The following is a 24649-nucleotide window of genomic DNA, read 5'->3' on the forward strand; positions in this document are numbered from 1 at the left end:
GTAATTGACAAATAGGTATTCTAATGTTTTACTTCTCGTGTTTGTGCTGTTTAATAATTTATTTTTGGAGTTAATCTTGAATAAAAAAAACCGCTTATTCCTAATGAAATAGCGGTTTCTATTATAAAAATAAAGTTTAAATATTGTTATGCGATGTAAAGCATCATATAGCACAATTAAATTTACTAACTATTTAGCATTACTGGCATTACCAACATTGTCACTGTTTCACCTTCTTCCAAACCATCAACAGGAGTTAAAATTCCTGCTCTATTTGGTAATGACATTTCTAGCATAATCATATCTGATTGTAAATTAGTCAACATTTCGGTTAAAAAACGAGAGTTGAAGCCTATTTGCATATCATCTCCTTGATAATCACAAGTCAATCGTTCTTCGGCTTTGTTCGAATAATCAATATCTTCAGCAGATACATTTAATTCAGCCCCAGCAATTTTTAAACGAATTTGGTGCGTAGTTTTGTTTGAGAAAATTGCCACACGACGTACTGAACTCAAAAATTGAGAACGGTCAATCATTAATTTGTTAGGGTTTTCTTTTGGAATTACAGCTTCGTAATTTGGATATTTTCCGTCAATCAAACGACACATCAAATTGTAGTTGTCAAACGTAAAAGTAGCGTTAGATTCGTTGTATTCTATTTTAACTTCCGCATCTGATGTAGAAAGAATGTTCTTTAAAATTGTCAAAGGTTTCTTTGGCATAATAAAATCTGCGACTTCAGAGGCTTTTACATCTGTACGTGCATATTTCACCAATTTGTGTGCATCTGTAGCAACAAAGATTAAACCTTCTGGCGAGAATTGAAAAAATACTCCTGACATTACAGGACGTAAATCATCATTTCCTGCTGCAAATATTGTTTTACTTATGGCAGTTGCCAAAACATCTGCAGGGACCAACGTTACCGATGGCTCTTCTAAGTTTACCGATTTAGGAAATTCAGCTCCTGGTGCATAAGCCAATGCATATTTACCGGAGTTAGAACTAATCTCGATTGTACTATTTTCTTCAACAGTAAAAGTCAAAGGTTGTTCTGGAAATGTTTTTAAAATTTCCAAAAGTAATTTTGCAGGTACTGCAACACTTCCTTGACTAGTAGAATCAATTTCTAAGGTCGCTGCCATGGTCGTTTCCAAGTCTGATGCAGAAACCGTCAGTTCATTATTGTTTAATTCAAAAAGGAAGTTATCCAAGATTGGTAACGTATTACTACTATTGATAACACTTCCTAAAACTTGTAATTGCTTTAATAAGTACGAACTCGATACTATAAATTTCATATGAAGATTATATTTTATTTTTTATTGGAATATGGTATCGCCATTGTTTGAAATAATTATCGTTTTGAAACATGGCGGTTTCATCTGTTCTCTTTTATTTTTTGAAATACGTATTGCAACTTAATTTTATAAAATAGAATACATTTTACAAATATATCGTAATCTAATTTAGTATTGAAAATTATTTATTAACACTATTTGCTATATTTTCTTTTGCGCACATAAGTGAATACAAAGCCAAAAACACCAAGAATAACAAGGGGAAGCCCTATTGTTAGGAGTTGTGTTTGGGTATAGTTCTCTGATACTTTTTCTTTGTCAAGTAATGGTAAATCCAAATCTTTGGATCTAATGTTAATAAGTCCGGTGTCATCAAGCAAATAATTGACACAATTGAGCATGAAATCTTTGTTGTCGTACAAATTTCCTGATCGTTGATCAAAGCCCAATTCTACGGGAGAACCATCCTTGTCCAATTGGTTTTTGATCAAATCCCCATCGGATATTACAATCATTTTATTTGGCGTACTTATTTTTTTAAAGTCTTTTTGATCGAAAGGTAAAATGCGATTCTCAAATACCGATTTAAAATCCCCTTCTAATAAAACACTCATCGGAATGTTTCCGGTTTTGATGTAATGATTCGGACTCGTTTCTTCGGTTACCATATTAAGGTTGACTTCAACCGGCGTTCCTATCTTTTTCGAATATTGTGAAGATTGCAACAAAACGGTTTTCTTTATACCATTTTTCAAAGTATCAATCGGATTGGCAAAGTCAAATTTAATTCCACCCAAGTTTTTTACAATTGGGTGTTGGCTAGTAGGGTAGATTAAAGGAGCAAATTTCCAGTTGAAATCTTGGTACTGTGTTGCACTTCCTTGCTCTCCTGTTGCGAGTTTAATCGGGCTTCCTTGTTCATCTTTAACAAGGTCAGGATTGATTCTAAATCCGTATTTAAAAAACAGATCATTCAAGCCCAAGTCTTTTGGGTAGGCAAGGGTCGCTCCAGCTGGATTGTATAAACTATCCATCTCCGCAGTCACTTGGTCAATTAACCATAAACTTTTTCCACCATTAATAATATATTGATCTAACACCTGCTTTTCGGCATCAGAAAAAGTTTCTGTAGGTTTTGCAATAATGGCTAAGTCGTATTTTTTTAAAGCTTCTAAACTATTTATAGGATCGGTAGCCACAGAGTCTAATGTAAAAGGTCCAATGTGGTAACTTTCGCGTATTTGCAGTAAAAACTTGGCCATTCTAATGTCTTGTAGTTCGCCATTGCCTTTTATTACTGCAATTTTCTTTTGTTTTGCCACCGTCACTTTATTCAAAGCATCAGCAATAGAGTATTCTAAATGTTGAACAGATCCAATTACTTTGTCCGTGGTAGAAGCTCCCATGATATTTTTTAGCAATGGGATATTCACTTCTTTATTTTTATAATACGCAATAGCCCAAGGAAAAACCATTGCTTGTGATTGCTTCCCTTTGTCATCTACCGTAATATTTACAGGAGTTAGCCCTTTCGAATATAACGATTTGATATTGTCCATGCTCGAATCTTCATTTTCTAAAGGATCAATAAATTCGAAAGAAATATTTTTGTTATAGGCCTGAAATTCTTCAAGCAATTGACGCGTTTCTTGTTGTAAACGTTTAAACTCTGCTGGCAAATCGCCTTGCATGTACACTTTTACAAACAAGGGCTCATTTACCTGATTTACTATTTTTAATGATGTTTCAGATAAGGTGTAGCGTTTGTCTTTGGTTAAATCAAAACGGTGGAAGAAAAAACTCCCAATCGTGTTCAGTACCACCAGAATCGCAAGGGTAACGAGTACGGTCTTGCTATTTTTATTTAGAGAATATCCCATTACAATTGAACGGATTTAAGTTTATAAACAGTAAAGGACAGAAAAGCGATTGTGATGCTCAAAAAATAAATGATATCACGCGTGTCCAAAACACCTCGACTCATGCTTTTAAAATGTTCTTGCATGCCCAATGCACTGATAAAGTTCGAAAACGTAGGGGATAGGGTTGCTATACCATCAAACCCAAAAAAGAAAAAGAAGGATACAAAAACAGCAATCAAAAAAGCAACAATTTGGTTTTCTGATAACGAAGAGGTGAAAATACCAATAGCCGAATAGCCTGATATTAGGAATAAAAGTCCAAAGTAAGAGCCCATCGTGCTGCCCATATCAATATTGCCTTCAGGCGAACCCAATGACGAAATGGTCACCACATAAATCAAAGTAGGTAGTATTGCAATCACAATTAAAATGAAAGCACCTAGAAATTTACCATTTACAATTTCCCAAATCGATAAGGGTTTCGTTAGCAGCAATTCAAGTGTTCCTTGTTTTTTCTCGTCTGAAAAACTGCGCATGGTGACAGCAGGAATTAAGAAAAGTAAAATCCAAGGCGATAAGGTGAAAAATGGACTCATGTCTGCGAATCCAGAATTGAGAATGTTGTATTCTCCCTCAAATACCCAAAGGAAAACACCGTTCAAAATTAGAAAAAGAGCGATTACTAGGTAACCGATAGGTGAACCAAAAAAAGATTTCAGTTCTCGTATTGCAATTGATTTCATTACAGTTTTGTTATAATTAATACATCTTGGTGTTCATTAAAGTCACCAGATTGTAGACCTGACCAGCTACCTCTTATAAAATGGTCTACTTTAAGATCATACTTTTCGAAAAGAGAATACAAAAAATCTTTTTTATAGCCTACGTTGGCTTCCTTGACATTTTTGTCCATTAGTGAGTAATCTCCATAGTTATGAGGGAAATTTTTAGATCCTTCTTTTATCATTGAAGCAGTACTTTCTTCATCCAAAATGAAAAAGGTGCTAAAACAGATGCAGTCTTTTTTTAAGACACGTTTAATTTCCTTGATATAATTTTCTACATCATCTGGCATCATGTGTGTGAAAACAGAAGTCAGAAACACAAAATCAAAGGCATCATTTTCATACGGGAATGTTAGATTAGCAGCCTTCTCAGAGGTTGAATGGTTGTACAAATCATTTCGAAGTGGAATCAAGGTATATTTGAAATTTGAGAAACGACTGCTGATGTTTTTAGTACACCATTTCACTCCCTTTTCTACAATGTCAAAACCTTCATAGCGCCCTTTAGAAGAGAGGTATGATGTAAACGGAATAGACATTCGACCAATGCCAGATCCTATATCAAGCACACTACTGTCAGGTGTTAATTTTCCATATTTCTGAAAATGGTTAAAAAAAGTTTGTCCAACTTGCAGATAATCACCCGATCCTGTGAAAATCATCCCTTTTGGAGGAACTAGGTCGTTTTTTTTTCGAAAAAGATCTGTCGGAAGATAGATTACCTGTCTCACTGCATAGCGCAGAGGGATTGGTAAAGCATAAAAAAGTTTCCTTATGACTGGATTCATGTATTTTTATTTAAATTGTATGCTTACCACATCGCGGTAATTGAGGCCTAGCAAACTTTTGGCAGATCCTACCGAGGAAGGATTACTCCTGAATATGGCAATTTCAAGAAAACCAGCTTCATTAAAAAGAGCAAGCTTTTGACCCTCATAATTTTTGATAGGATATTTTTCTGAAATAGCAATATCAGAATAACGGGCCAATATCGTTTTTATGTTCTTCGTTCGCAATACCACCTCATACGGGCGACCTTTGGCAACCTCTATAAATTGCTTTTTACTGATGTTGGTCACGACATTTCCCAGGTGGTCTATATAGATAACATGACCCTTGAGGGTATTATTGTCCACGGATACTGTTGCTTGCAAATCGGTTACTTCTTTGATTGTTGCAATTTCTTTACCTACAACGCTCAACGAGCCTCCACGAGCAATGTGACAGGCTACCTTTACAAATACATCCATATCAGTTGCATTATTAGGCAAGCGGTCGTGAATGTTTATAGCAACTATTTTTTGTGGTACAATTTTTTGTGACAACATACTCAATATACCATTGTCTGCAGCGATAAAATAGTGATCATTCCACTGCATAGCAATATGTTGGTTCTCTTTGTTTAATTCCAGATCGACTCCAATGATATGAACCGTACCTTTTGGAAAACTCGCATAAGCGGCTCCAATGATGTAACTTGCTTCTACAGTGTTGAATGGATCAATGTCATGCGAAATGTCGATAATAGTACAATCTGACTGTTCGGTCAACAACTTTCCCTTGAGCGCACCTACAAAGTGATCTTTCAAGCCGTAATCGGTAGTAAGGGTAATTATTGACATCATTTTGTTTATAACTATTACTGTAATCTAAAATTAATTTTTATTAAATTTGAGAAGTGCAAAGCTAATAATAGTAATCTCAAAAACGCAATAAAACAAAAAACAAATTCTACTTAATTAGGAAATAACTAGATAATCAATTCCTATTCGTATTACAATACTAAAGGTCTAAATGTTAATTTAAAACTGCAAAATTTGAACGAAAGAATCATCGAGCTCATAGACATCGCACCAAAAGAGTTTTGGGGCGCTCAAGACACTCATCTTGAAATGATTAAGAAGTACTACCCTAAATTAAAAATTGTAGCACGAGGCACAACGTTAAAGGCTTTTGGTGAAAAAGAAATATTAGATGAATTCGAAAAACGTTTTCAGCGCTTACTATTGCATTTTTCTAGGTATAATAATATTGATGATAATGTAATTGAGCGCGTTATTATGGGAGACGGCGAAGATAGAAAAACAACCATAAACGATAAGATATTAGTACATGGAGTAGGTGGTAAAATGATCAAAGCCATGACACCCAACCAACAATTGTTGGTAGATACCATCAACAAAAATGATATGGTTTTTGCTGTAGGTCCCGCAGGTACTGGAAAAACATATACTGGTGTAGCCATGGCTGTTCGTGCCTTGAAAGAAAAACAAGTAAAACGAATCATTTTGACTCGTCCGGCGGTAGAGGCGGGTGAAAACCTTGGTTTCTTACCCGGAGACATGAAAGAGAAACTGGATCCTTATATGCAACCATTGTATGACGCTTTACGCGATATGATTCCGAATGAGAAATTAGAGGATTATATAACTAAAGGTATTATACAAATTGCTCCGCTTGCCTTCATGCGTGGGCGAACTTTGGATCATGCTTTTGTAATTTTGGATGAAGCACAAAACACTACACATTCACAAATGAAAATGTTTTTGACTCGAATGGGAAAAAGTGCCAAATTTATGATTACTGGTGATCCAGGACAGGTCGATTTGCCTAGAAGAACAATTTCTGGTCTCAAAGAGGCATTACTAGTGTTGAAAGATATTGAAGGAATTGGGATTATTTATCTTGACGATAAAGATATTGTACGTCACAAATTGGTCAAAAAGGTTATTGATGCCTACAAATACACGGAGAATACCGATTAATAATTAATTGCAATTAGTATCTTTGTTACATAACGACCTCTTTTGAGGTCGTTTTTATTGATTGCCACTATAAAAAAAGGATTAGATATTGAAAACAGTTTTAATTACAGGTGCTTGCGGCGGCATAGGGAAAGCTACAGCCTTGTATTTTGCAGATCTTGGCTGGAATGTGATTGCGACCATGATTTGTGTCGAAAAAGCAGCAGCATTAGAAAAAGTACCCTCCATTTCGTGTTTTGAACTCGATGTTACCTCTACCGATAGCATTGAAAAATGTAAGGAAGCCATTCTACAAAAATATACCACCATTGATGTGGTGATTAACAATGCGGGAATAGGGTATCGGAGTTTTGTAGAATTATCAGAAGACAGTAAAATCGATGCCATTGTAGATGTAAATTATTTGGGCGTTGTTAAGGTTTGTCGCTCTTTTATTCCTGCTTTTAGAAAACAAAATCAGGGTTTGTTTATTAATATTACCTCGATTGCTGGTTTGGTAAATCTTCCTCTGGGAAGTTTTTATCATTCAACAAAGCACGCTGTCGAAAGCTTTTCTGAATGTATGGCCTATGAGGTGAAAGATTTCAATATTGGTGTTGCAACAGTTCAATTCGGAAATACACCATCAAATTTTCAAAAAAATGTATCAAAATGCCCAGAATCAAGTATTCCGTCCTATGATTGCTTGATGCAAAAAATCAATAGTTTATTAGAAAAAAAGACGAAGAAAAACAAAGATTTGAAAGCAGATATTGTAGAGAAAATTTTTGAAATAGCAAATCATCCTCCTCGCAATTTTAAAAGATATACAATAGGTTTTGATGCCAATTTTTTAAATATTCTTAGAAAACGTTTGGGGTATCAACTCTTTTCTCGAATCATCAGAAAGTCAGTTTTTTAAATCGAAATATAATAGGACCTTAAATTAACAATAGAATCAACTTGTGATGATCTATTTGTTTTTCGAATAAAATAGTTTTGCAAAAAAAATATAAGTTAGAATGACCAATAAAAATACGATTAAAGTGATAGTGACCGATTTGGACGGAACCTTATTAAATACGGATCATCAAATATCAGACTATTCTAAAACTGTTTTCAAAGCCTTGAATGACGAGGGTTATTTAATAATTGTTGCTACGGGTAGACACCATCTAGATGCTAAAATATTAGTAGATCAATTGGGTTTTCCTGTTTATTTGGTTACTTCAAACGGGGCTAGAATTCATTCGCCAAAAAATGAATTATTATATGCCATTGATATCAAGAGTGAGGTTATAAAATCTGTTTTTGATATCGGAATTCCAGATGAATTCACGGTTGTTTTGTATAAAGAAAAAGTTTGGCAGACAAACAAACACAACGAAAAACTGTTGAAATTTCAGCCTGACATGAAATACAAACCCGAGCTGGTTGATTTTGATAAACTATCAGATTTGAGTACAATCAAACTATTTTTCACCCATGAAAAGCATTCGAAATTAGTAGCACTTAGAGATCGTATAGTTGCTAAACACGAGGGGATTTTGTCCCATGCCTTTAGTTTGCCGCATTGTCTTGAATTCATGGATATCTCTGTTGATAAAAGTGTGGCAATCGCCAATATTTTGGAAATCGAGAATTTTACATACGAGCAAACTATAGCATTTGGTGATGGATATAATGATGAAGGGATGCTCAAAGCAGCAGCCAAAGGATTATTGATGGGCAATGCGCCTGAAAGTCTAAAGAGTAAATTATCACAATTAGAAGTTATTTTGGATAATGGACAAAATGGAGTAGCGCACTTTTTAATGAATACTGTTTTGAATCCATCAAGAACGGAGTCTAATTAAGTGCTGAGATTCTGTTAATATCCCTATTTCATTTTTAGTGCAGTTCTAAAAAATAATCCTAAATTTGTGACTTCTTAACAACAACACAACTTTTTACAAATGAGCAATACAATAACTACAACCAATTTTAATTTTCCGAATCAAAAATCTGTTTATAGAGGTAAGGTTAGAGAAGTTTACAATATCAACGATGACCTTTTGGTAATGGTTGCTACAGATAGACTTTCAGCTTTTGATGTGGTTTTGCCAAAAGGTATTCCGTACAAAGGTCAGATTTTAAATCAAATCGCTACCAAATTCATGGAGTTGACTGCAGACATTGTACCAAATTGGTTGATTGCTACACCAGATCCTAGTGTTGCCGTTGGACATTTGTGTGAACCTTTTAAAGTTGAAATGGTGATTCGTGGCTACTTATCTGGTCATGCATCTCGCGAGTATGCTGAAGGAAAAAGAAGTATTTGTGGTGTTGCTATGCCCGAAGGATTGAAAGAAAATGATAAATTTCCGGAACCTATAATTACACCTACTACCAAGGCGGATAATGGAGAACACGATGCAGATATTTCGAGAGAAGCAATCTTGGCAAACGGAATCGTTACAGAAGAAGATTATGTAGTGTTAGAAAAATACACACGTGCATTGTTCCAAAGAGGTACTGAGATCGCTGCAAGCAAAGGTTTGATTTTAGTAGACACTAAATATGAATTTGGAAAGACAAAAGGGGGTGTCATCGTTTTAATTGATGAAATTCATACTCCTGATTCTTCTCGTTATTTTTATGCTGAAGGATATCAAGAAAGACAAAATAGTGGAGAAGAACAAAAACAATTATCTAAAGAATTTGTGCGACGTTGGTTGATTGAAAATGGTTTTCAAGGTAAAGAAGGACAACAAATTCCAGAAATGACCGAGGAATATATTGCAACAGTTTCTGAGAGATATATCGAATTATACGAAAATATCATTGGTGAAAAATTTGTAAAAGCAGACATATCAAACATTAATGAACGAATAGAAAAAAATGTGGTTGCTTATTTAGCAAACTAATATTTATAAATTCATAAGAAGGCCGCAATTCAAAATAGGAATTGCGGCTTTTTTTATATAATTAATTTGCTTCAAGTAGATTTAGCTGTTTGTTTTGAATTTTAGAAAATAATAAAAGGCCGGAAATTGCGCCAATAGTAGCAAAAAGCATATCAGATTGTGTGTCCCAAATATCTCCTTGTGTACCCAAAAATGCATCTCCACCTTCGCCAGTGACCAATGACACTCCCCATTCAATCCATTCATACGCAGCGCTAATGGCCAGACAAATGGAAACAATTATAAAATTGAAAAAACTAGGATTGCTAATGACTTTTTTTCTAATAAACAATTCGCGAGTTATCAATGCAGGTACCAATCCTTGGGCAAAATGACCAACCTTATCATAATTATTTCGACTTTGATGAAATGTTTCTTTTATAAAATCAAAAAAGGGCACTTCGGCATAAGTATAATGACCACCAATAAAGAGGATGATACAATGAATAAGGATCAGGAAGTAAGTGAAATTAGTGAATCTAAATTTTTTGAAAGTAAGTGCCAACACTAGAGCACCAATAATAGCAGGAATTATTTCGAGAAAACAAGTAAAACCTTCTTTTGGGTTACTAATAGACCAAAGTAAGAAAACAAAAAATACGGTAATCATTAGATAAATAGTCTTCATAGAAAACGGGGATTAAATCAGGGCTAAAATATGATTTTTCCTTCTAGAAGCAATACGGTACGTTGTAAAAAGAAAAAGACCGTAGTTTTGAGTAAACTACGGTCTTTTGATCAACGTGGTATTTGATTCATCAAAATTTTATTTATACAATTGGAGCGTGTTTTTTTCTATTAAAAACCCAAAAAATGATAGGGAAGACTAATAAGGTCAAAATAGTTGCCGTAACCAATCCACCTATAATTACGATTGCCAATGGTTTTTGAGATTCAGATCCAATTCCGGTAGAAATTGCTGCTGGTAACAAACCAATTGATGCCATAAGAGCAGTCATGACTACAGCTCTTGTTCTGGCTTTTACACCTTTGAAAATAGATTCTTCCAACGTAAATTTAGCTTTCAGATTATGATGAAATTCAGTAATCAGGATCACACCGTTTTGAATACAAATTCCCAATAAGGCAATAAAACCAACCCCTGCTGATATTCCAAAATTCATTCCTGTTACATGTAAAGCTATAATTCCACCAATAATTGCAAAAGGAACATTTGCCAAAACCAATAAAGAATCTTTTATGTTTCCAAAAAGGATAAAGAGTAAAACGAAGATTCCAATTAAACTAATTGGCACTACTTGTCCTAGTCGGGCACTTGCTCTAACTTGATTTTCAAATTCGCCTGTCCAACCTACGCTATATCCTGTAGGTAATTTTAAAGTTTTTACTCTTGACTGTGCATCAGCAATCGTACTTCCTAAATCGCGATCACGTACTGAAAACTTTACACCAATAAAGCGTTTGGTATTATCCCTGTAGATAAAAGCAGGGCCTGTCACTGTTTTTAAATCAGATATTTCCCTTAACGGAATCTTCACACCGCGCAAAGTTGGAACTTTTAGCTCACCAATATCAACTTGATCATTTCGGTATTGCTTTGCATAGCGCACGCGCACCGCAAATTTCTTCTCACCTTCATATTTTTCAGTTGCAGTTTTTCCTCCAATCGCTAGTTCAAGGACTGCCTGTGCATCTTTTAGAGTCACACCATAAGCAGCCATTTTTTCTCGATCAAGTACTACGCTCATTTCTGGTTGTCCTATATTTCTAAGAATACCAACATCTCTTATACCAGGAACATTTTTTATTTTATTGATAACTTGGTTAGCCAATTTATCAAGTTCTTCTAAATCATCACCATAAATTTTGACAGCATTTGACGCATTAATTCCAGCAACAGCCTCAGCAACATTGTCAATAATTGGTTGTGAGTAATTGTAGCCTATTCCTTGATGTTTGGTTAGTTTTTTGTCCATTTGGTCCACTAGCTCATCCATGGTAATCTTGCGAGTCCAATCTTCTTTTGGTTTTAAATTTACTTGCATTTGAACATAGTAGAATCCGCTAGGGTCTGTTCCGTCATTACTTCGACCTACTTGTGATAAAACTCCAATTACTTCTGGAAAAGATTGTAATTCTTTCCTTAAAACAGCAGTTGTTTTTACGGTTTCGGTTAAGCTAGTACTCATCGGTAATTTTGCTTCAACCCATAGTGCACCTTCGTTGAGTTGCGGTAGAAATTCGGTCCCAAGAAAACCTGCCGAGAAAAATACAGCCACCAATAATACTAATGAAATAATTAACGATTGTACTTTGTGTTTAAAAGTCCAACCAAAACCTTTTGCAACTAAGTTATCCCAGAAAATAACAAATGGATTATGTTTTTCTTTGACATTTTTATTCAACAAAATATGAGAAAGTACCGGTACTAATGTAAGCGTAAAAAGCAATGCTCCGATCAAGGCAAAACCTAAAGTGTAGGCTAGGGGTGAGAACATTTTTCCTTCAACTTTTTGAAAAGAGAAAATAGGAAGTAAGGCTGTAATGATAATTAATTTTGAAAAAAAGATAGCTTTACCCATTTCAGTTCCGGTTCTTTTAATCAAGCTTCCTTTTGCTAACTTGTTGTATTTTTCCATTCCAACATCGTGAGATTTTTGATCTAATACTACAAAGAGTCCTTCGACCATTACCACCGCACCGTCAATAATAATTCCGAAATCAACTGCACCTAAGCTCAGTAAATTGGCGCTCATGCCCATCAATTTCAAGCATAGAAAAGCAAACAATAATGCTAAAGGAATAACAATAGATACCGTAAATGTTGTACGCCAGTCTGCCATGAATAGAAAAACGATACAAGTAACGAGTACGATCCCTTCAAATAAGTTATGCATAACCGTTTCAGTAGTGAAATTCATTAAACGATCACGATCATAAAATGTTTCCATTTTTACATCTTTTGGCAAAATGTTGTTGTTCAAATCATCTATTTTTGCTTTTACTAGAGCTAGAATCTCTTTGGCATTCTCTCCTTTACGCATCACAACAATTCCTTCAACAACATCGTCATTGCCATCAAGTCCTGCTTGGCCCACACGTGGCATGGCACTTTCATAGACATCTGCCACATTTTTTATTAAAATTGGATTTCCGTTCGCATCATCAACAATAATATTTTCTATATCTCTAATTGATTTAACCAATCCAACACCACGTACCACATATGCTTGTCCATTTTTTTCTATAACATCTCCTCCAACATTTAGGTTGCTAGCATTGATGGCATCGTAGACTTGGAGAGGCGTTATGTTGTATTGTGCTAATTTTACTGGATTAACTCCCACCTCATACGTCTTTTCTTGGCCTCCAAAAGCAACCAAATCTGCCACGCCAGGAATAGCACGAAGTTGTCTGTCAATAGTCCAAGACTGAATTGTTAATAAATCTCTTGAGTCACGATCTTTACTCTTTAATACATATCTAAAAATTTCTCCTGTCGGACCATAAGGTGGCTGAACGTCTACTTCTACACCATCAGGAAGAGATACGTTTTTAAGTAAATTATTAACTTGTTGCCTTGCAAAAGCATCATCAACTCCATCGTCAAAAATTATTTTGATAACTGATAATCCAAACATGGTAATACTACGAACACTTGTTTTCTTTTGTACAGAGTTCATTGAGATTTCAATGGGCGAAGTAACAAATCTCTCAATTTCTTCAGCACTTCGACCGTTCCATTGATTTACAATTATGATTTGGGTGTTCGTAACATCAGGGAAAGCTTCGATAGGCATATTCGAAAAAGAAATAAATCCTAAAACAGCCAATAGTCCAACCCAGAAAAAGGTGAATGCTTTATTCTTTAGCGAAAAAGCAATAATATTTTTGATAAACTTATTCATGATTTTTTAATTTTAAAATTGGGCATGAAAACGCAATGAGAAAAAGTTAACAGGACCTCGATCTTTGTTGTAACCTGGGTTAACAATAAATTGGTAATCAGGTGAAAGGGTTATATTCGACTTAGGAACAGAAAAGGAATAAAAGGCTTCTACTATTTTTTCGGTACCATAGTTTAGGTTCCCGTCACCAATCATAAAACCGTTTCCTCCCAGCTGTTGGTATTTTTGATGCGCTGCTGATAGTCCGTTGCTTGCAAATGCAATTCCAGCACCATCATTTTCACGCTGCCACATTTTACCTTTTAAATTAATACCCGCTGTTGCAGATTGATCAATCTCAGTAAAGGCCCAAGTTTCGTTTTTCCCGTCATTATAACTTAGCCTGGTAAAAGCGCCCCATAAATCTTTGTGCGCATACTCAGCATTTAATCCTAGTCCGTATTTTGTGCGACCGTTGGCACGTGTGCTTGTAATATCAGGTGTACCTACAAAGTTGGCATTGGCTTGATTGTAGTTTCCGGCTGCCGCTACATTTCGAAAACCTAAAAGTCTAATTACAGCTTGGTCGCTGTTCTTAAAATCAATTTGCCTTTCGACTTCTAAGTTAATAGCATTCGATTTTTTTGCATTAAATGCTACATTTGGTCCATTCGCTTTGGTAGGTTGAGCAGACCACGCGGCTCTAATTTGCCAATTGTTAAACTGATAATTCGCATATAATGCATCCGTGTATCCTCTTGTGTTTGCAGCATAATCCCAAGCGCCCATATCCATAAGTGACCAGTTTAAAAACTGAGATCGAACATCGTGACTGAAACTGTTTCCATCAAAATAATCTGCCAGTCCAAATTTTCCAAATACCATTTTCAAGGAGTGGCTAGTATCAAAGTCAAAATTTTGTTCGAGTAACATCCTAGCCATATAAACCACAGGCTTAGCATTCCCGATTCTAAAGGTTTCTCCGTTGGCAAAACCTCCTAATCCTTTGGCTTGCGAAACACCTTCACCACCAGCCAATTCGGGGTTTAGGGTGATAGATGCACCTTTCCACAATGGCATATCAAAAAATAGAGTAGAGGTAAGGGACAGTGCCTTTTCTTCCGTGTTCTGTAAACTACTTGCTCCCGAATACTGTGCTTTGAATGCCGAATGATATTGATAAATGGATGTAGTTTGATAATGGAGACTAAAGCTTTCTTTCTCTTCTTTTGGTGTATCTTGCGCTAATACCGAAGCAGAGAAAAGAATAATAATAGCTACTAATGATTTTTCTTTGAACATGATTAGTCGTTTAATGCGTCGTAAATGAACAATTGATTGTTGGTAATTACTTTTTCGTTTTCATCAATACCTCTTGATATATAAGTGATGTCACCCACTTGTCTAAAAACCTCTACAGGTCTAGTCTCGATATTTGATTTGCTTTTATAAACCATAACAAAATTTTTACTTTTGTCAAATATGATTGCCTTACTTGGCACGGCGATCATACTTGATGACTCTGTAAAGGATAGCTTAATAGTTGCACTCATATCTGGTTTAAGTAAAAAATCAGCATTGCTTAACTTAATACGTGCATTCATTGCCTTTGTATCAGGATTGATGATGTTAAAGATCTTATCTACTTTTCCTTTAAAGGTTTTATCAGGATAACTCAGGGTGGTAACTGTCGCTTCTTGACCTAATTTCACCTTGTCAATATCAACTTCATTTACATTGGCAAGTGCCCAAACTTCGCTGATCTCTGCGATATCAAATATGTTTTCTGATCGGTCATTACGTAGCAACATATCTTGATTGATACTTTTTTGAATGATAAACCCACTTATTGGAGCCACTACTTGGTACAATGAACCCACTTTGATGTTGTAGATTTTGTAGATTTCCTTGATTCGATCTAGTTCAGACTGTGCCTTGTCTACCTCACTTTTTGCACTAAGCACATCTCTTTCTGAGTTTAATTTGCCTTCAAATAATTCCTGAGCTACCTTCAGTCCATTTTTAGCCAATAATAAATCGTTTTTTGCATCGATTAATTCTTTCTCATAATCTGCAATATCTGTACTACGTATCACAGCTAGTACTTGACCTTTTTTTACATAATCACCAAGCTCTACATTTACCTTGATTACACTACCACCAACAAGAGGATATACATCTATAGATTTATTGTTATCGGCCGTTATTTTTCCGAAAAAGTCAAGCTCATTCTTCAAGGCAATGGTTGTAGCAGCTGCTGTGGTTGTAGTTTTTCGCATGGTATCCGTTAAAACGAAAGTGCTAACAATTTCAGGTTTCTGCTCTTCTTTTTTACAACTTGTTACTGCAAGCGATAGGATTAATAATCCAGATATAAGTTTTGTGTTCATAATTTCTTTATTTAAATAGTTCAGTATTGGTGGTAGCGTTCAACTCTTCTGCAGATAGCACTACTTTTTTCTTCAACTCATTAAGTAAAATGCTTGATTGATTATAACTTTCCATAAAATCAGTAAAATCCAAAATGCTGATATTACTTTTTTGGAAGTTAGTAAGCATGCTTTGATACACTTGATTAAAAGCTTCTGGAGATGTTAATTGTATTTGGCTATAGCTTTTTCTAGATTCGGTCCACTTATTTAATATCGAACTAATTTCTGTTTGCAATCCTAGAGTAGCACTTTGCTGATCGACTTTTGATTGCTCTAATGTTACTTTGGCAACAGCAATATTTCCTTTGTTTTTATTCCACAACGGTAACGGAATGGATAAGTTCACATTCTTTTGATTATTAAATGCAGACCCTCTTTGTGAGTAAGACAATCCTACAGTAGCATCTGGAATAGCAAGTGATCGTTGAAATTTGATGTTAAGTTCATTTGCTTCAATCTCTTTTTGCTTTATTAAATAGTCTGGTCGAAGTAAAGATGCTTTTTCCTGCAACGATTGCACATCAAATAATTGCTCCTTATTATAGCTGTCAAATTCAGCATCACTTACAATCGGAATTACTTTTGAAGTATCATTAAGTAGAAGCTTCAAATTGGCTTGTTCTTCATAATTTGCGTTGATAGCTTCAAGGCGTCCGTTTTTGAAATCTAAATAGAGAGATTGAAGTCGTACCAAGTCTTTCAATGGTAAATTGCCTTTTTCAACTTGTCGAGAATAGGATTTAATCAGGTTTTCAATATGTCCTAATTGAGAATCGGTAGTTTCAATGTTTTTGGAATTGTAGTAGACAGTAAAAAAACTTTTGCGCAATTGAAACTTTAATGTTCGCAATAAATTGCTAAATTCTAGCTCGGCAATTTGTTCGTTTTTCTTTGCCAAGTCTACTTCCTTAGCCTTTTTACCTCCCAAATAAATGATTTGGCTGATGCCAAAATCTTTAGCTCCTTGTTTCCCTACATCAAAATATTTTTGCCTTTCAGGATTGTATAAGTTAAGATCGGCAGAGAATGTTGGATTGTCCCAAATTCTTGCTTGGATAGTCAAGGCCTTTGCGGCATCAATATTATAATGCTCGGCAAGTAAAACCAAATTGTTTTTTAAAAAAAGCGCTTCACATTGTTGGACCGTAAGCGAATTTTGTGCTTGTAAAAACTGGAAACCAAAGAGAAGGAGAAAGATTCCTATTTGTTTTTTCATTGTATCTTATTTTATGATACAAAGATGTAGGTTGCCTCTTTATACAACCTTAAATTTTGCCTTAAAAAGGACTTAAAATAAGAATTTTATTCTGAAAAGGTTTGTTTTATCCTCCGTTACACTATACTGAATCTGTGCTTGATGCAGTCCTAATATGCGTTGCACGATTATCAATCCCAGTCCAAAACCCGTGGTGCCATTTGCGTTTTTACCACGCATAAAGGGTTGAAAGAGTTGTAGTTGTTCTGTACTATTCAAAGTTTTACCATCGTTATAAACAGATATTGTCAAGTTGTGTCTGTCACTACCAATCACTACGTGCGCTTGCTTGTTAGTCGAATAAACACAGGCATTTTTCAAAACATTACTAACTGCTATTTCGAGTAAACTTTTATTCCCTCGTATTTCCAAGGCTTGTTCTAGGTAATCATTGTCTTCAATTTCGAATGATATTTTAAAGTCGCTATAAATTTTGTTGATTTTTTCTATCGAATTAAACAATACTTCATCCATTCGAATAACTTCCTTTTCTGCTGATTGATTACTTTCTGTTTTCGATAAAATTAATAAAGAATGTATCAATTCGGTCAAATGGTTAACGTCTGATAAGATAACTGACAAAAAGTTTTTTGAAGCTTCACTTATGTTTGGGTCTGCAATTTTATTTTCAATCTGAGAGGTAATTCGTGATAGCGGCGTACGTAGCTCGTGTGAGGCATGTGCAGTGAATTCTTTCTGCCCTTTGTATGATGTCTCTATTCGATCCATCATAAAATTGAATTCATTGGCAATCAAATCTATTTCGTTCTTATCGCTTTTGGATTCAATTCGGGTTTCCAAATTGTTTTCATTGATGTTTTTTATCTTTTTATGAAACAAACTCAAGGGTAGAATCGCCTTTCTGACCATCCATGAAGTAATCAACCAACAAATAAGCGTGAATGCAAAGTAAGATATGAGTAGAATATATTTTAGATAAATTGTTTTTCGATTCCCGTAACGGTCATTTGCAGATATTAAAACATAATAGTCTTTAGAATTGGTGTCTATCAAAATACCATAAAATTCATTTTCGCCAATTTTTTTAAAAAAAGACCTGTTTTGTTTCAAGTATTTAAGATCAGAGACATTCCAATTTACCTTTTGTCCTTCGACACTACTATAAATTAATCCAAAATTATCATCAAAAATAAGTGTTCTTTCATTGGTTAATTTATAGATAGAGCTATTATCTAATTTTCGTAACAGTTCGTAATCAGGTGTTTTGTTGTCAGATAAAAATTTTAAGGTTCTAAGCGCCTTAACCTCTAATCGATCTATAAATTCTTCTTCTCTAAAATTTGAAGCCAATAAGAATATAAAGACACATGCAATTCCATACAAAATTGCAAACAAAATACTAACCAATAGCGAGATACGATTTTTTAAGCTCATTCAGTTTCACTTAGGTAATAGCCATAACCAATTTTGGTATGTATTAATTTAACGTCGTGATCTTTGTCTATTTTTTTTCGAAGAAAATTAATGTAGACTTCAATAGTATTTTGGTTGGTTTCAATATGGTAATCCCACAATTGATCTGCAATGATAGCTTTGGACAATACTTTTCCATTTGCCAATGCAAGCATTATGATTAGTTTAAATTCTTTTGGCGTTAATTTAATTTCAACACCAGAACGGTACACTTTCATATCTGCTTCAAACAATTTCAAATCATTAATTTGTAACGATTCTTTTTTCTGTTGCGGAATCTCCTTTCGACGTAACAAAGAGTTAACTCTAGCAAATAGTTCTTCAAAATGAAAAGGTTTGACCAAATAATCATCTGCTCCATTGTCAAATGATGTTAGTTTATCATCAATTTCACTAAAGGCACTAAGCATAATAATGGGTGTCTTTTGATCGGTTTCCCTAATCGCTTTACAAACCTCAAAACCATTTCTCCCAGGTACATTAATATCCAGTATAATTAAGTCGTAGTCAAAAGCATTGTATTTTTTAAGTAAAAGAGACCCGTCATAATAAGGAATGCACTCAAAAAATTTAGAGCTAAAAAAAGTACTAATCTCTTTTGATAAGGTAAAGTCGTCCTCTAGTAATAAGATTTTCATAGTTGATAGATAAAAGAACCCGACTAAAAATAGTCGGGTTCATTATAATATAAAACAGCTGTTGTATTGAAATCTTATTTAAAATACGAGAAAGTTTCGTTATTCTCAATCTTCAATAGTGTTTCATATATCAATTTGATCACGTTTTCTACATCCTCACGGTGCACCATTTCTACAGTAGTGTGCATATAGCGCAAAGGTAGCGATATCAAAGCAGAGGCAACACCACCATTACTATATGCAAAAGCATCAGTATCTGTTCCTGTAACACGTGACGAAGCCAATCTTTGAAACGGAATGTTTTTTTCTACAGCCGTGTCTAAAATTAGTTCTCTCAAATTATTTTGTACTGCAGGAGCATAAGTTACAACAGGTCCTTTTCCAATTTTAGTTTCACCTTCAATTTTCTTTTCGATCATTGGTGTTGTAGAGTCATGACATACATCAGTAACAATAGCAACATTAGGTTTGATAGTCTGAGTAATCATTTCGGCTCCACGCAAACCTACTTCTTCTTGCACAGAGTTTGTAATGTACAATCCAAACGGAAGTTTAATATTGTTTTCATGTAGCAAACGTGCAACTTCTGCAATCATAAATCCACCCATACGGTTGTCTATAGCGCGACAAACAAATTTGTTTTCGTTCAAAACCATAAACTCATCAGGATAGGTAATCACACAACCCACATGAACTCCCAATTGCTCAACCTCTTCTTTAGTTTCACAACCGCAATCAATAAAGATATTATCCGTTTTTGGCGTCTCCTCTTTGCTGCGGTTACGGGTATGAATTGCAGGCCATCCAAAAACTCCTTTTACAATACCTTTCTTAGTATGGATATTTACTCTCTTTGATGGCGCAATTTGATGGTCAGACCCACCATTACGAATCACATAGATCAATCCATCTTCTGTAATATAGTTTACATACCATGCAATTTCGTCAGAGTGACCTTCGATCACTACCTTATAAGGTGCGTCTGGATTGATAATCCCTACAGCAGTACCATAGGTATCAGTCATAAACGTATCAACGTATGGTTTCAAATAGTCCATCCAAATTTTTTGTCCTTCTGCCTCATATCCTGTAGGCGATGCATTGTTCAAATAGCTTTCCAAAAAGGCCAACGACGTTGGTTTTAATATAGATTCTGTACTCATAATAATATTTTTTTGCTAATTTATAAATTTGGTATCAGACTTGCGTATATAATGTATAATTTTACCCAATAAATATTGCCTCATGAAGTTATTTTTAGTCATAATTTGTTCTTTTGTGTTTTCAATTACAAGTTTCGCACAAGAAATTCCCGCGCGTCCATTAGATATGGTTCGCGAAATTGATGAATCCATAGATGTCGAAAAAGACACCATACAGTTAGAGGAAATCCTTATTTCCAAAGAAAAACTGAATCCCGACGCCAAAAAACAGTTTCTCATTTTACAAAATAGAGTGTGGGTTACTTATCCCTATGCAAAACTGACCGCAGAAAGATTGGTCGGACTAAAGGCTGGTATGGATAAATTAAAGACAGCCAAAGAAAAGAAAAAGTATTTCAAAATTGTAGAAGATTATTTAACCAATGAATTCGAGGCCAAACTCAAAAAGCTATCCCGCAGTCAGGGCCGAATATTAGTAAAATTGATCCACCGTCAAACCGGCAAAACAACCTTCGACCTCATAAAAGATCTAAAAAGTGGGTGGAAAGCCTTTTGGTCCAACAGCGCAGCAAGTTTATTTGATATAGATTTAAAAGCAAAGTACCAACCTTATGACGTCAACGAAGATTTTTTAATCGAAACCATACTATTTAAATCATTCAATTCTGGTCGACTAATCAATCAACCACCTGCCAACTCAGTAAACATGGATGCGCTTAGTGATGCCTGGTTATTAAAGTCCCAAAACAAAAACCAAGAAAACTAATTCAGGTATCTATACCTATATATGGATCGATTTTTTTTTCAGGAGCAGTACATCCAGTCTTCCATTTGTTAATTCAGTCCCGTTATCCGCTCCAATCTTTTTTGCGGCCAAAAAAAGCCTCAAAAAAGGATTTACACTACTACCGGGGCTAGAAGGGAAGTGTAGTTCTTCTTTGTTAGTATCCTAAAGCACTATTTCAAACTACATTATATAGGTATGTTATTGGAATTAAGCTGTAATGTTTGCATTTGTACAGCAGTTCATTTTGTATGCCATAGAAAAATGTCAAGTACATTATACTGATTTGAATAGATCAGTTAGCTTTTTGGTTATCGAAGTATTGATAGACTACTTGTTGACAGGTATAGATTTTTCAATAGTTAGATGCATCAGTTATAAATCCATTTTTTTAATTTTCTTGGATAAATATATAACGCATTAATACCTATCGTCTGGATTTACAATAATTGTTATATACTGGTTTAATTTCAAATTGTTCTGCTCATGAAACTTCAGAATCAGGATGGGTAACTATTTTAGGTTATATTTAATAGGTTTGGTAAATTCAGCTGCTTAGCGTTACAGGTAGTATATGTATGTATGTATGTATGTATGTATGTATGTATGTATGTATGTATGGTATGTATGTATGTATGTATGTATGTATGTATGTATGTATGTATGTATGTATGTATGTATGTATGTATGTATGTATGTTGAGCTAAATGAACGTTCATGAATCCACATGTTATTAATAGTATCCAATTTCAGCTTACAAACATCTTCGTATAATATAATACAATTTTCAATGCCGTCAGGCATGACATATCGGTAGTAAAAAGAGATTTACGTTATGGAGTTAGTGCCGTAGGTACGGTATATCATTTATAGATATGTTTATTTTGGTACTTATATGTAGAACAATGCCGTTAGGCATGACATATCGGTAGCAAAAAGAGATTTACGTCATGAAGGTAGTGCCGTAGGTACGATATAGTATAACTGCAATACATGTTGTCACTTGATAATACATTCTCATTAATATATAAATTACGTCATAAAAGCCGTGAGACCTACCATATTTACAGAATGAGCAGCAATACAAGCTAGAAATACAACATAAAAGAGTTAATCCAATAAGCAAAACCACCCAATCCAACAGAACTCATACAAAGCAAACAATAAAACCACCCAAAATAAACTCCAAATTCGCACAAATCCAAAAAACGTAAAAACTCAAAGTTCACTTTTCCAGCTAATTAAAAAATAGATTAAAAAAAGGTTAAGAAAAAGTATTGAATAACGGGGAAGACTCACTACTTTTGCACCCGCAACAACGAACAAGTTCACTGACACACTGGTAAGCATTACAGATATAAAGGAGAAAATTTCTTCTAAAAAAAATATCAAATAAAGCTTGTGAGATTAAAGTAAACGAATTACTTTTGCACCCCGCAGAATGAGACAAGTTATTTGACAGACTGGTAAGAAGATTAAAGAAAACGAGATTTAGGTCTTAAAAAAAACTTTAAATTTTTCTTGCGAGAAACGAAATAGTTTTCTACTTTTGCACCCGCTTCGAGAAACATGTTTAACATGTAATTGAGACGAAAAAACAAGATAAGAACACGTTCCTAGACATATTGAATTGACAGCCGTTTTAAGAGAGATCTTAAAACAAAAGAATAAGAGTAATAGAATTGAGAGATTTTAAAAAACCACTAGACCTTCAGTCAAAAATAAATAGTCCGCCACGGCGGACAAATAATATACGATGAAGAGTTTGATCCTGGCTCAGGATGAACGCTAGCGGCAGGCTTAACACATGCAAGTCGAGGGGTAGTTATCTTCGGATAATGAGACCGGCGCACGGGTGCGTAACGCGTATGCAATCTACCTTTCACAGAGGGATAGCCCAGAGAAATTTGGATTAATACCTCATAGTATAGCTGAACCGCATGGTTCTACTATTAAAGATTTATCGGTGAAAGATGAGCATGCGTCCCATTAGTTAGTTGGTAAGGTAACGGCTTACCAAGACTACGATGGGTAGGGGTCCTGAGAGGGAGATCCCCCACACTGGTACTGAGACACGGACCAGACTCCTACGGGAGGCAGCAGTGAGGAATATTGGTCAATGGGCGCAAGCCTGAACCAGCCATGCCGCGTGCAGGATGAAGCATCTATGGTGTGTAAACTGCTTTTATACGAGAAGAAACAACGCTACGTGTAGCGTCTTGACGGTATCGTAAGAATAAGGACCGGCTAACTCCGTGCCAGCAGCCGCGGTAATACGGAGGGTCCAAGCGTTATCCGGAATCATTGGGTTTAAAGGGTCCGTAGGCGGTCAGATAAGTCAGTGGTGAAAGCCCATCGCTCAACGGTGGAACGGCCATTGATACTGTCTGACTTGAATTATTGGGAAGTAACTAGAATATGTAGTGTAGCGGTGAAATGCTTAGAGATTACATGGAATACCAATTGCGAAGGCAGGTTACTACCAATATATTGACGCTGATGGACGAAAGCGTGGGTAGCGAACAGGATTAGATACCCTGGTAGTCCACGCCGTAAACGATGGATACTAGCTGTTGGAAGCAATTTCAGTGGCTAAGCGAAAGTGATAAGTATCCCACCTGGGGAGTACGAACGCAAGTTTGAAACTCAAAGGAATTGACGGGGGCCCGCACAAGCGGTGGAGCATGTGGTTTAATTCGATGATACGCGAGGAACCTTACCAAGGCTTAAATGTAGATTGACCGGTTTGGAAACAGACTTTTCGCAAGACAATTTACAAGGTGCTGCATGGTTGTCGTCAGCTCGTGCCGTGAGGTGTCAGGTTAAGTCCTATAACGAGCGCAACCCCTGTTGTTAGTTGCCAGCGAGTCATGTCGGGAACTCTAACAAGACTGCCAGTGTAAACTGTGAGGAAGGTGGGGATGACGTCAAATCATCACGGCCCTTACGCCTTGGGCTACACACGTGCTACAATGGACGGTACAGAGAGCAGCCACTGGGCGACCAGGTGCGAATCTACAAAACCGTTCTCAGTTCGGATCGGAGTCTGCAACTCGACTCCGTGAAGCTGGAATCGCTAGTAATCGGATATCAGCCATGATCCGGTGAATACGTTCCCGGGCCTTGTACACACCGCCCGTCAAGCCATGGAAGCTGGGGGTGCCTGAAGTCGGTGACCGCAAGGAGCTGCCTAGGGTAAAACTGGTAACTAGGGCTAAGTCGTAACAAGGTAGCCGTACCGGAAGGTGCGGCTGGAACACCTCCTTTCTAGAGCCTTAATTGTTAGTTGCGCAAGCGACACGTTAGGGAAAGAGACGATAAGAGAAAGTGGAAAGAAAGATTGAGAATTTATTACTCTTGCTGTTAATTTAAAAAAATTGAATAAAATTTAAGTAAAAGATAAACGATTTAAGATTGTTGATTAACGATTTTTGATTTCAGATTTATATCTGCAA

The 24649-nt window shown here is 35.6% G+C and carries 18 protein-coding genes and 1 rRNA gene; 6 read left to right on the top strand and 13 right to left on the bottom strand.

Going from position 1 to position 24649, the window contains the following annotated elements; genetic code table 11:
• Positions 1–185 precede the first annotated feature (185 nt).
• The 5 genes from dnaN to FFWV33_RS11225 form a co-directional block, all read right to left on the bottom strand.
• Positions 186–1304, bottom strand: coding sequence for a DNA polymerase III subunit beta (gene dnaN / locus FFWV33_RS11205; RefSeq protein WP_108740977.1), 1119 nt, complete (start codon positions 1302–1304; stop codon positions 186–188).
• A gap of 194 nt (positions 1305–1498) precedes the next feature.
• Complete coding sequence (gene gldG, locus FFWV33_RS11210; RefSeq protein ID WP_108740978.1) at positions 1499–3184, bottom strand: gliding motility-associated ABC transporter substrate-binding protein GldG; 1686 nt, start codon at positions 3182–3184, stop codon at positions 1499–1501.
• A complete protein-coding gene (gene gldF / locus FFWV33_RS11215; protein WP_108740979.1) occupies positions 3184–3909 on the bottom strand; it encodes a gliding motility-associated ABC transporter permease subunit GldF in 726 nt (241 codons plus the stop codon). The genes gldG and gldF overlap by 1 nt, the downstream gene beginning before the upstream one ends.
• The gene (locus tag FFWV33_RS11220; RefSeq protein ID WP_108740980.1) at positions 3909–4739 is read right to left on the bottom strand and encodes a class I SAM-dependent methyltransferase; all 831 of its coding nucleotides are present in this window, start codon (positions 4737–4739) and stop codon (positions 3909–3911) included. Before FFWV33_RS11220 ends, gldF begins: the two co-directional genes overlap by 1 nt.
• 6 nt (positions 4740–4745) lie before the next feature.
• A complete protein-coding gene (locus tag FFWV33_RS11225) occupies positions 4746–5573 on the bottom strand; it encodes an SAM hydrolase/SAM-dependent halogenase family protein (protein WP_108740981.1) in 828 nt (275 codons plus the stop codon).
• Between the two features lie 195 nt (positions 5574–5768).
• Between FFWV33_RS11225 and FFWV33_RS11230 the strand changes: the two genes are divergently transcribed.
• The 4 genes from FFWV33_RS11230 (at position 5769) to FFWV33_RS11245 (ending at position 9601) form a co-directional block, all read left to right on the top strand.
• Positions 5769–6716, top strand: a complete 948-nt coding sequence (locus FFWV33_RS11230) for a PhoH family protein (RefSeq protein ID WP_108740982.1) — start codon at positions 5769–5771, stop codon at positions 6714–6716.
• Between the two features lie 88 nt (positions 6717–6804).
• A complete protein-coding gene (locus FFWV33_RS11235) occupies positions 6805–7617 on the top strand; it encodes an SDR family NAD(P)-dependent oxidoreductase (RefSeq protein ID WP_108740983.1) in 813 nt (270 codons plus the stop codon).
• 100 nt (positions 7618–7717) lie between these two features.
• Entirely contained in the window at positions 7718–8551 is an 834-nt protein-coding gene (locus tag FFWV33_RS11240) for a Cof-type HAD-IIB family hydrolase (RefSeq protein ID WP_108740984.1), read from the top strand.
• A gap of 99 nt (positions 8552–8650) precedes the next feature.
• Complete coding sequence (locus FFWV33_RS11245; RefSeq protein ID WP_108740985.1) at positions 8651–9601, top strand: phosphoribosylaminoimidazolesuccinocarboxamide synthase; 951 nt, start codon at positions 8651–8653, stop codon at positions 9599–9601.
• A gap of 61 nt (positions 9602–9662) precedes the next feature.
• Here FFWV33_RS11245 and FFWV33_RS11250 read toward each other — a convergent pair whose 3' ends face one another.
• The 8 genes from FFWV33_RS11250 to FFWV33_RS11285 form a co-directional block, all read right to left on the bottom strand.
• The gene (locus FFWV33_RS11250; RefSeq protein WP_108740986.1) at positions 9663–10268 is read right to left on the bottom strand and encodes a DUF2238 domain-containing protein; all 606 of its coding nucleotides are present in this window, start codon (positions 10266–10268) and stop codon (positions 9663–9665) included.
• A 142-nt stretch (positions 10269–10410) separates the two neighbouring features.
• Entirely contained in the window at positions 10411–13509 is a 3099-nt protein-coding gene (locus tag FFWV33_RS11255; protein WP_108740987.1) for an efflux RND transporter permease subunit, read from the bottom strand.
• A 12-nt stretch (positions 13510–13521) separates the two neighbouring features.
• A complete protein-coding gene (locus tag FFWV33_RS11260) occupies positions 13522–14790 on the bottom strand; it encodes a carbohydrate porin (protein WP_108740988.1) in 1269 nt (422 codons plus the stop codon).
• Between the two features lie 2 nt (positions 14791–14792).
• Positions 14793–15878, bottom strand: coding sequence for an efflux RND transporter periplasmic adaptor subunit (locus tag FFWV33_RS11265; protein ID WP_108740989.1), 1086 nt, complete (start codon positions 15876–15878; stop codon positions 14793–14795).
• Between the two features lie 7 nt (positions 15879–15885).
• Complete coding sequence (locus FFWV33_RS11270; RefSeq protein ID WP_108740990.1) at positions 15886–17136, bottom strand: TolC family protein; 1251 nt, start codon at positions 17134–17136, stop codon at positions 15886–15888.
• Positions 17137–17208: 72 nt separating this feature from the next.
• Positions 17209–18570, bottom strand: coding sequence for a sensor histidine kinase (locus tag FFWV33_RS11275; protein WP_108740991.1), 1362 nt, complete (start codon positions 18568–18570; stop codon positions 17209–17211).
• Positions 18567–19247, bottom strand: coding sequence for a response regulator transcription factor (locus tag FFWV33_RS11280; protein WP_108740992.1), 681 nt, complete (start codon positions 19245–19247; stop codon positions 18567–18569). Before FFWV33_RS11280 ends, FFWV33_RS11275 begins: the two co-directional genes overlap by 4 nt.
• Positions 19248–19321: 74 nt before the next feature.
• A complete protein-coding gene (locus tag FFWV33_RS11285) occupies positions 19322–20410 on the bottom strand; it encodes a M42 family metallopeptidase (RefSeq protein ID WP_108740993.1) in 1089 nt (362 codons plus the stop codon).
• A gap of 82 nt (positions 20411–20492) precedes the next feature.
• Here FFWV33_RS11285 and FFWV33_RS11290 point away from each other — a divergent pair, with 82 nt between their 5' ends.
• Together FFWV33_RS11290 and FFWV33_RS11295 are read left to right on the top strand one after the other, a co-directional pair.
• Positions 20493–21176, top strand: coding sequence for a DUF4294 domain-containing protein (locus tag FFWV33_RS11290; protein WP_108740994.1), 684 nt, complete (start codon positions 20493–20495; stop codon positions 21174–21176).
• Between the two features lie 1771 nt (positions 21177–22947).
• Positions 22948–24461 (top strand): 16S ribosomal RNA (locus FFWV33_RS11295).
• Positions 24462–24649: the final 188 nt, after the last annotated feature.

The sequence above is a fragment of the Flavobacterium faecale genome (genome assembly GCF_003076455.1).
GTDB classification, from domain to species: Bacteria; Bacteroidota; Bacteroidia; order Flavobacteriales; family Flavobacteriaceae; genus Flavobacterium; species Flavobacterium faecale.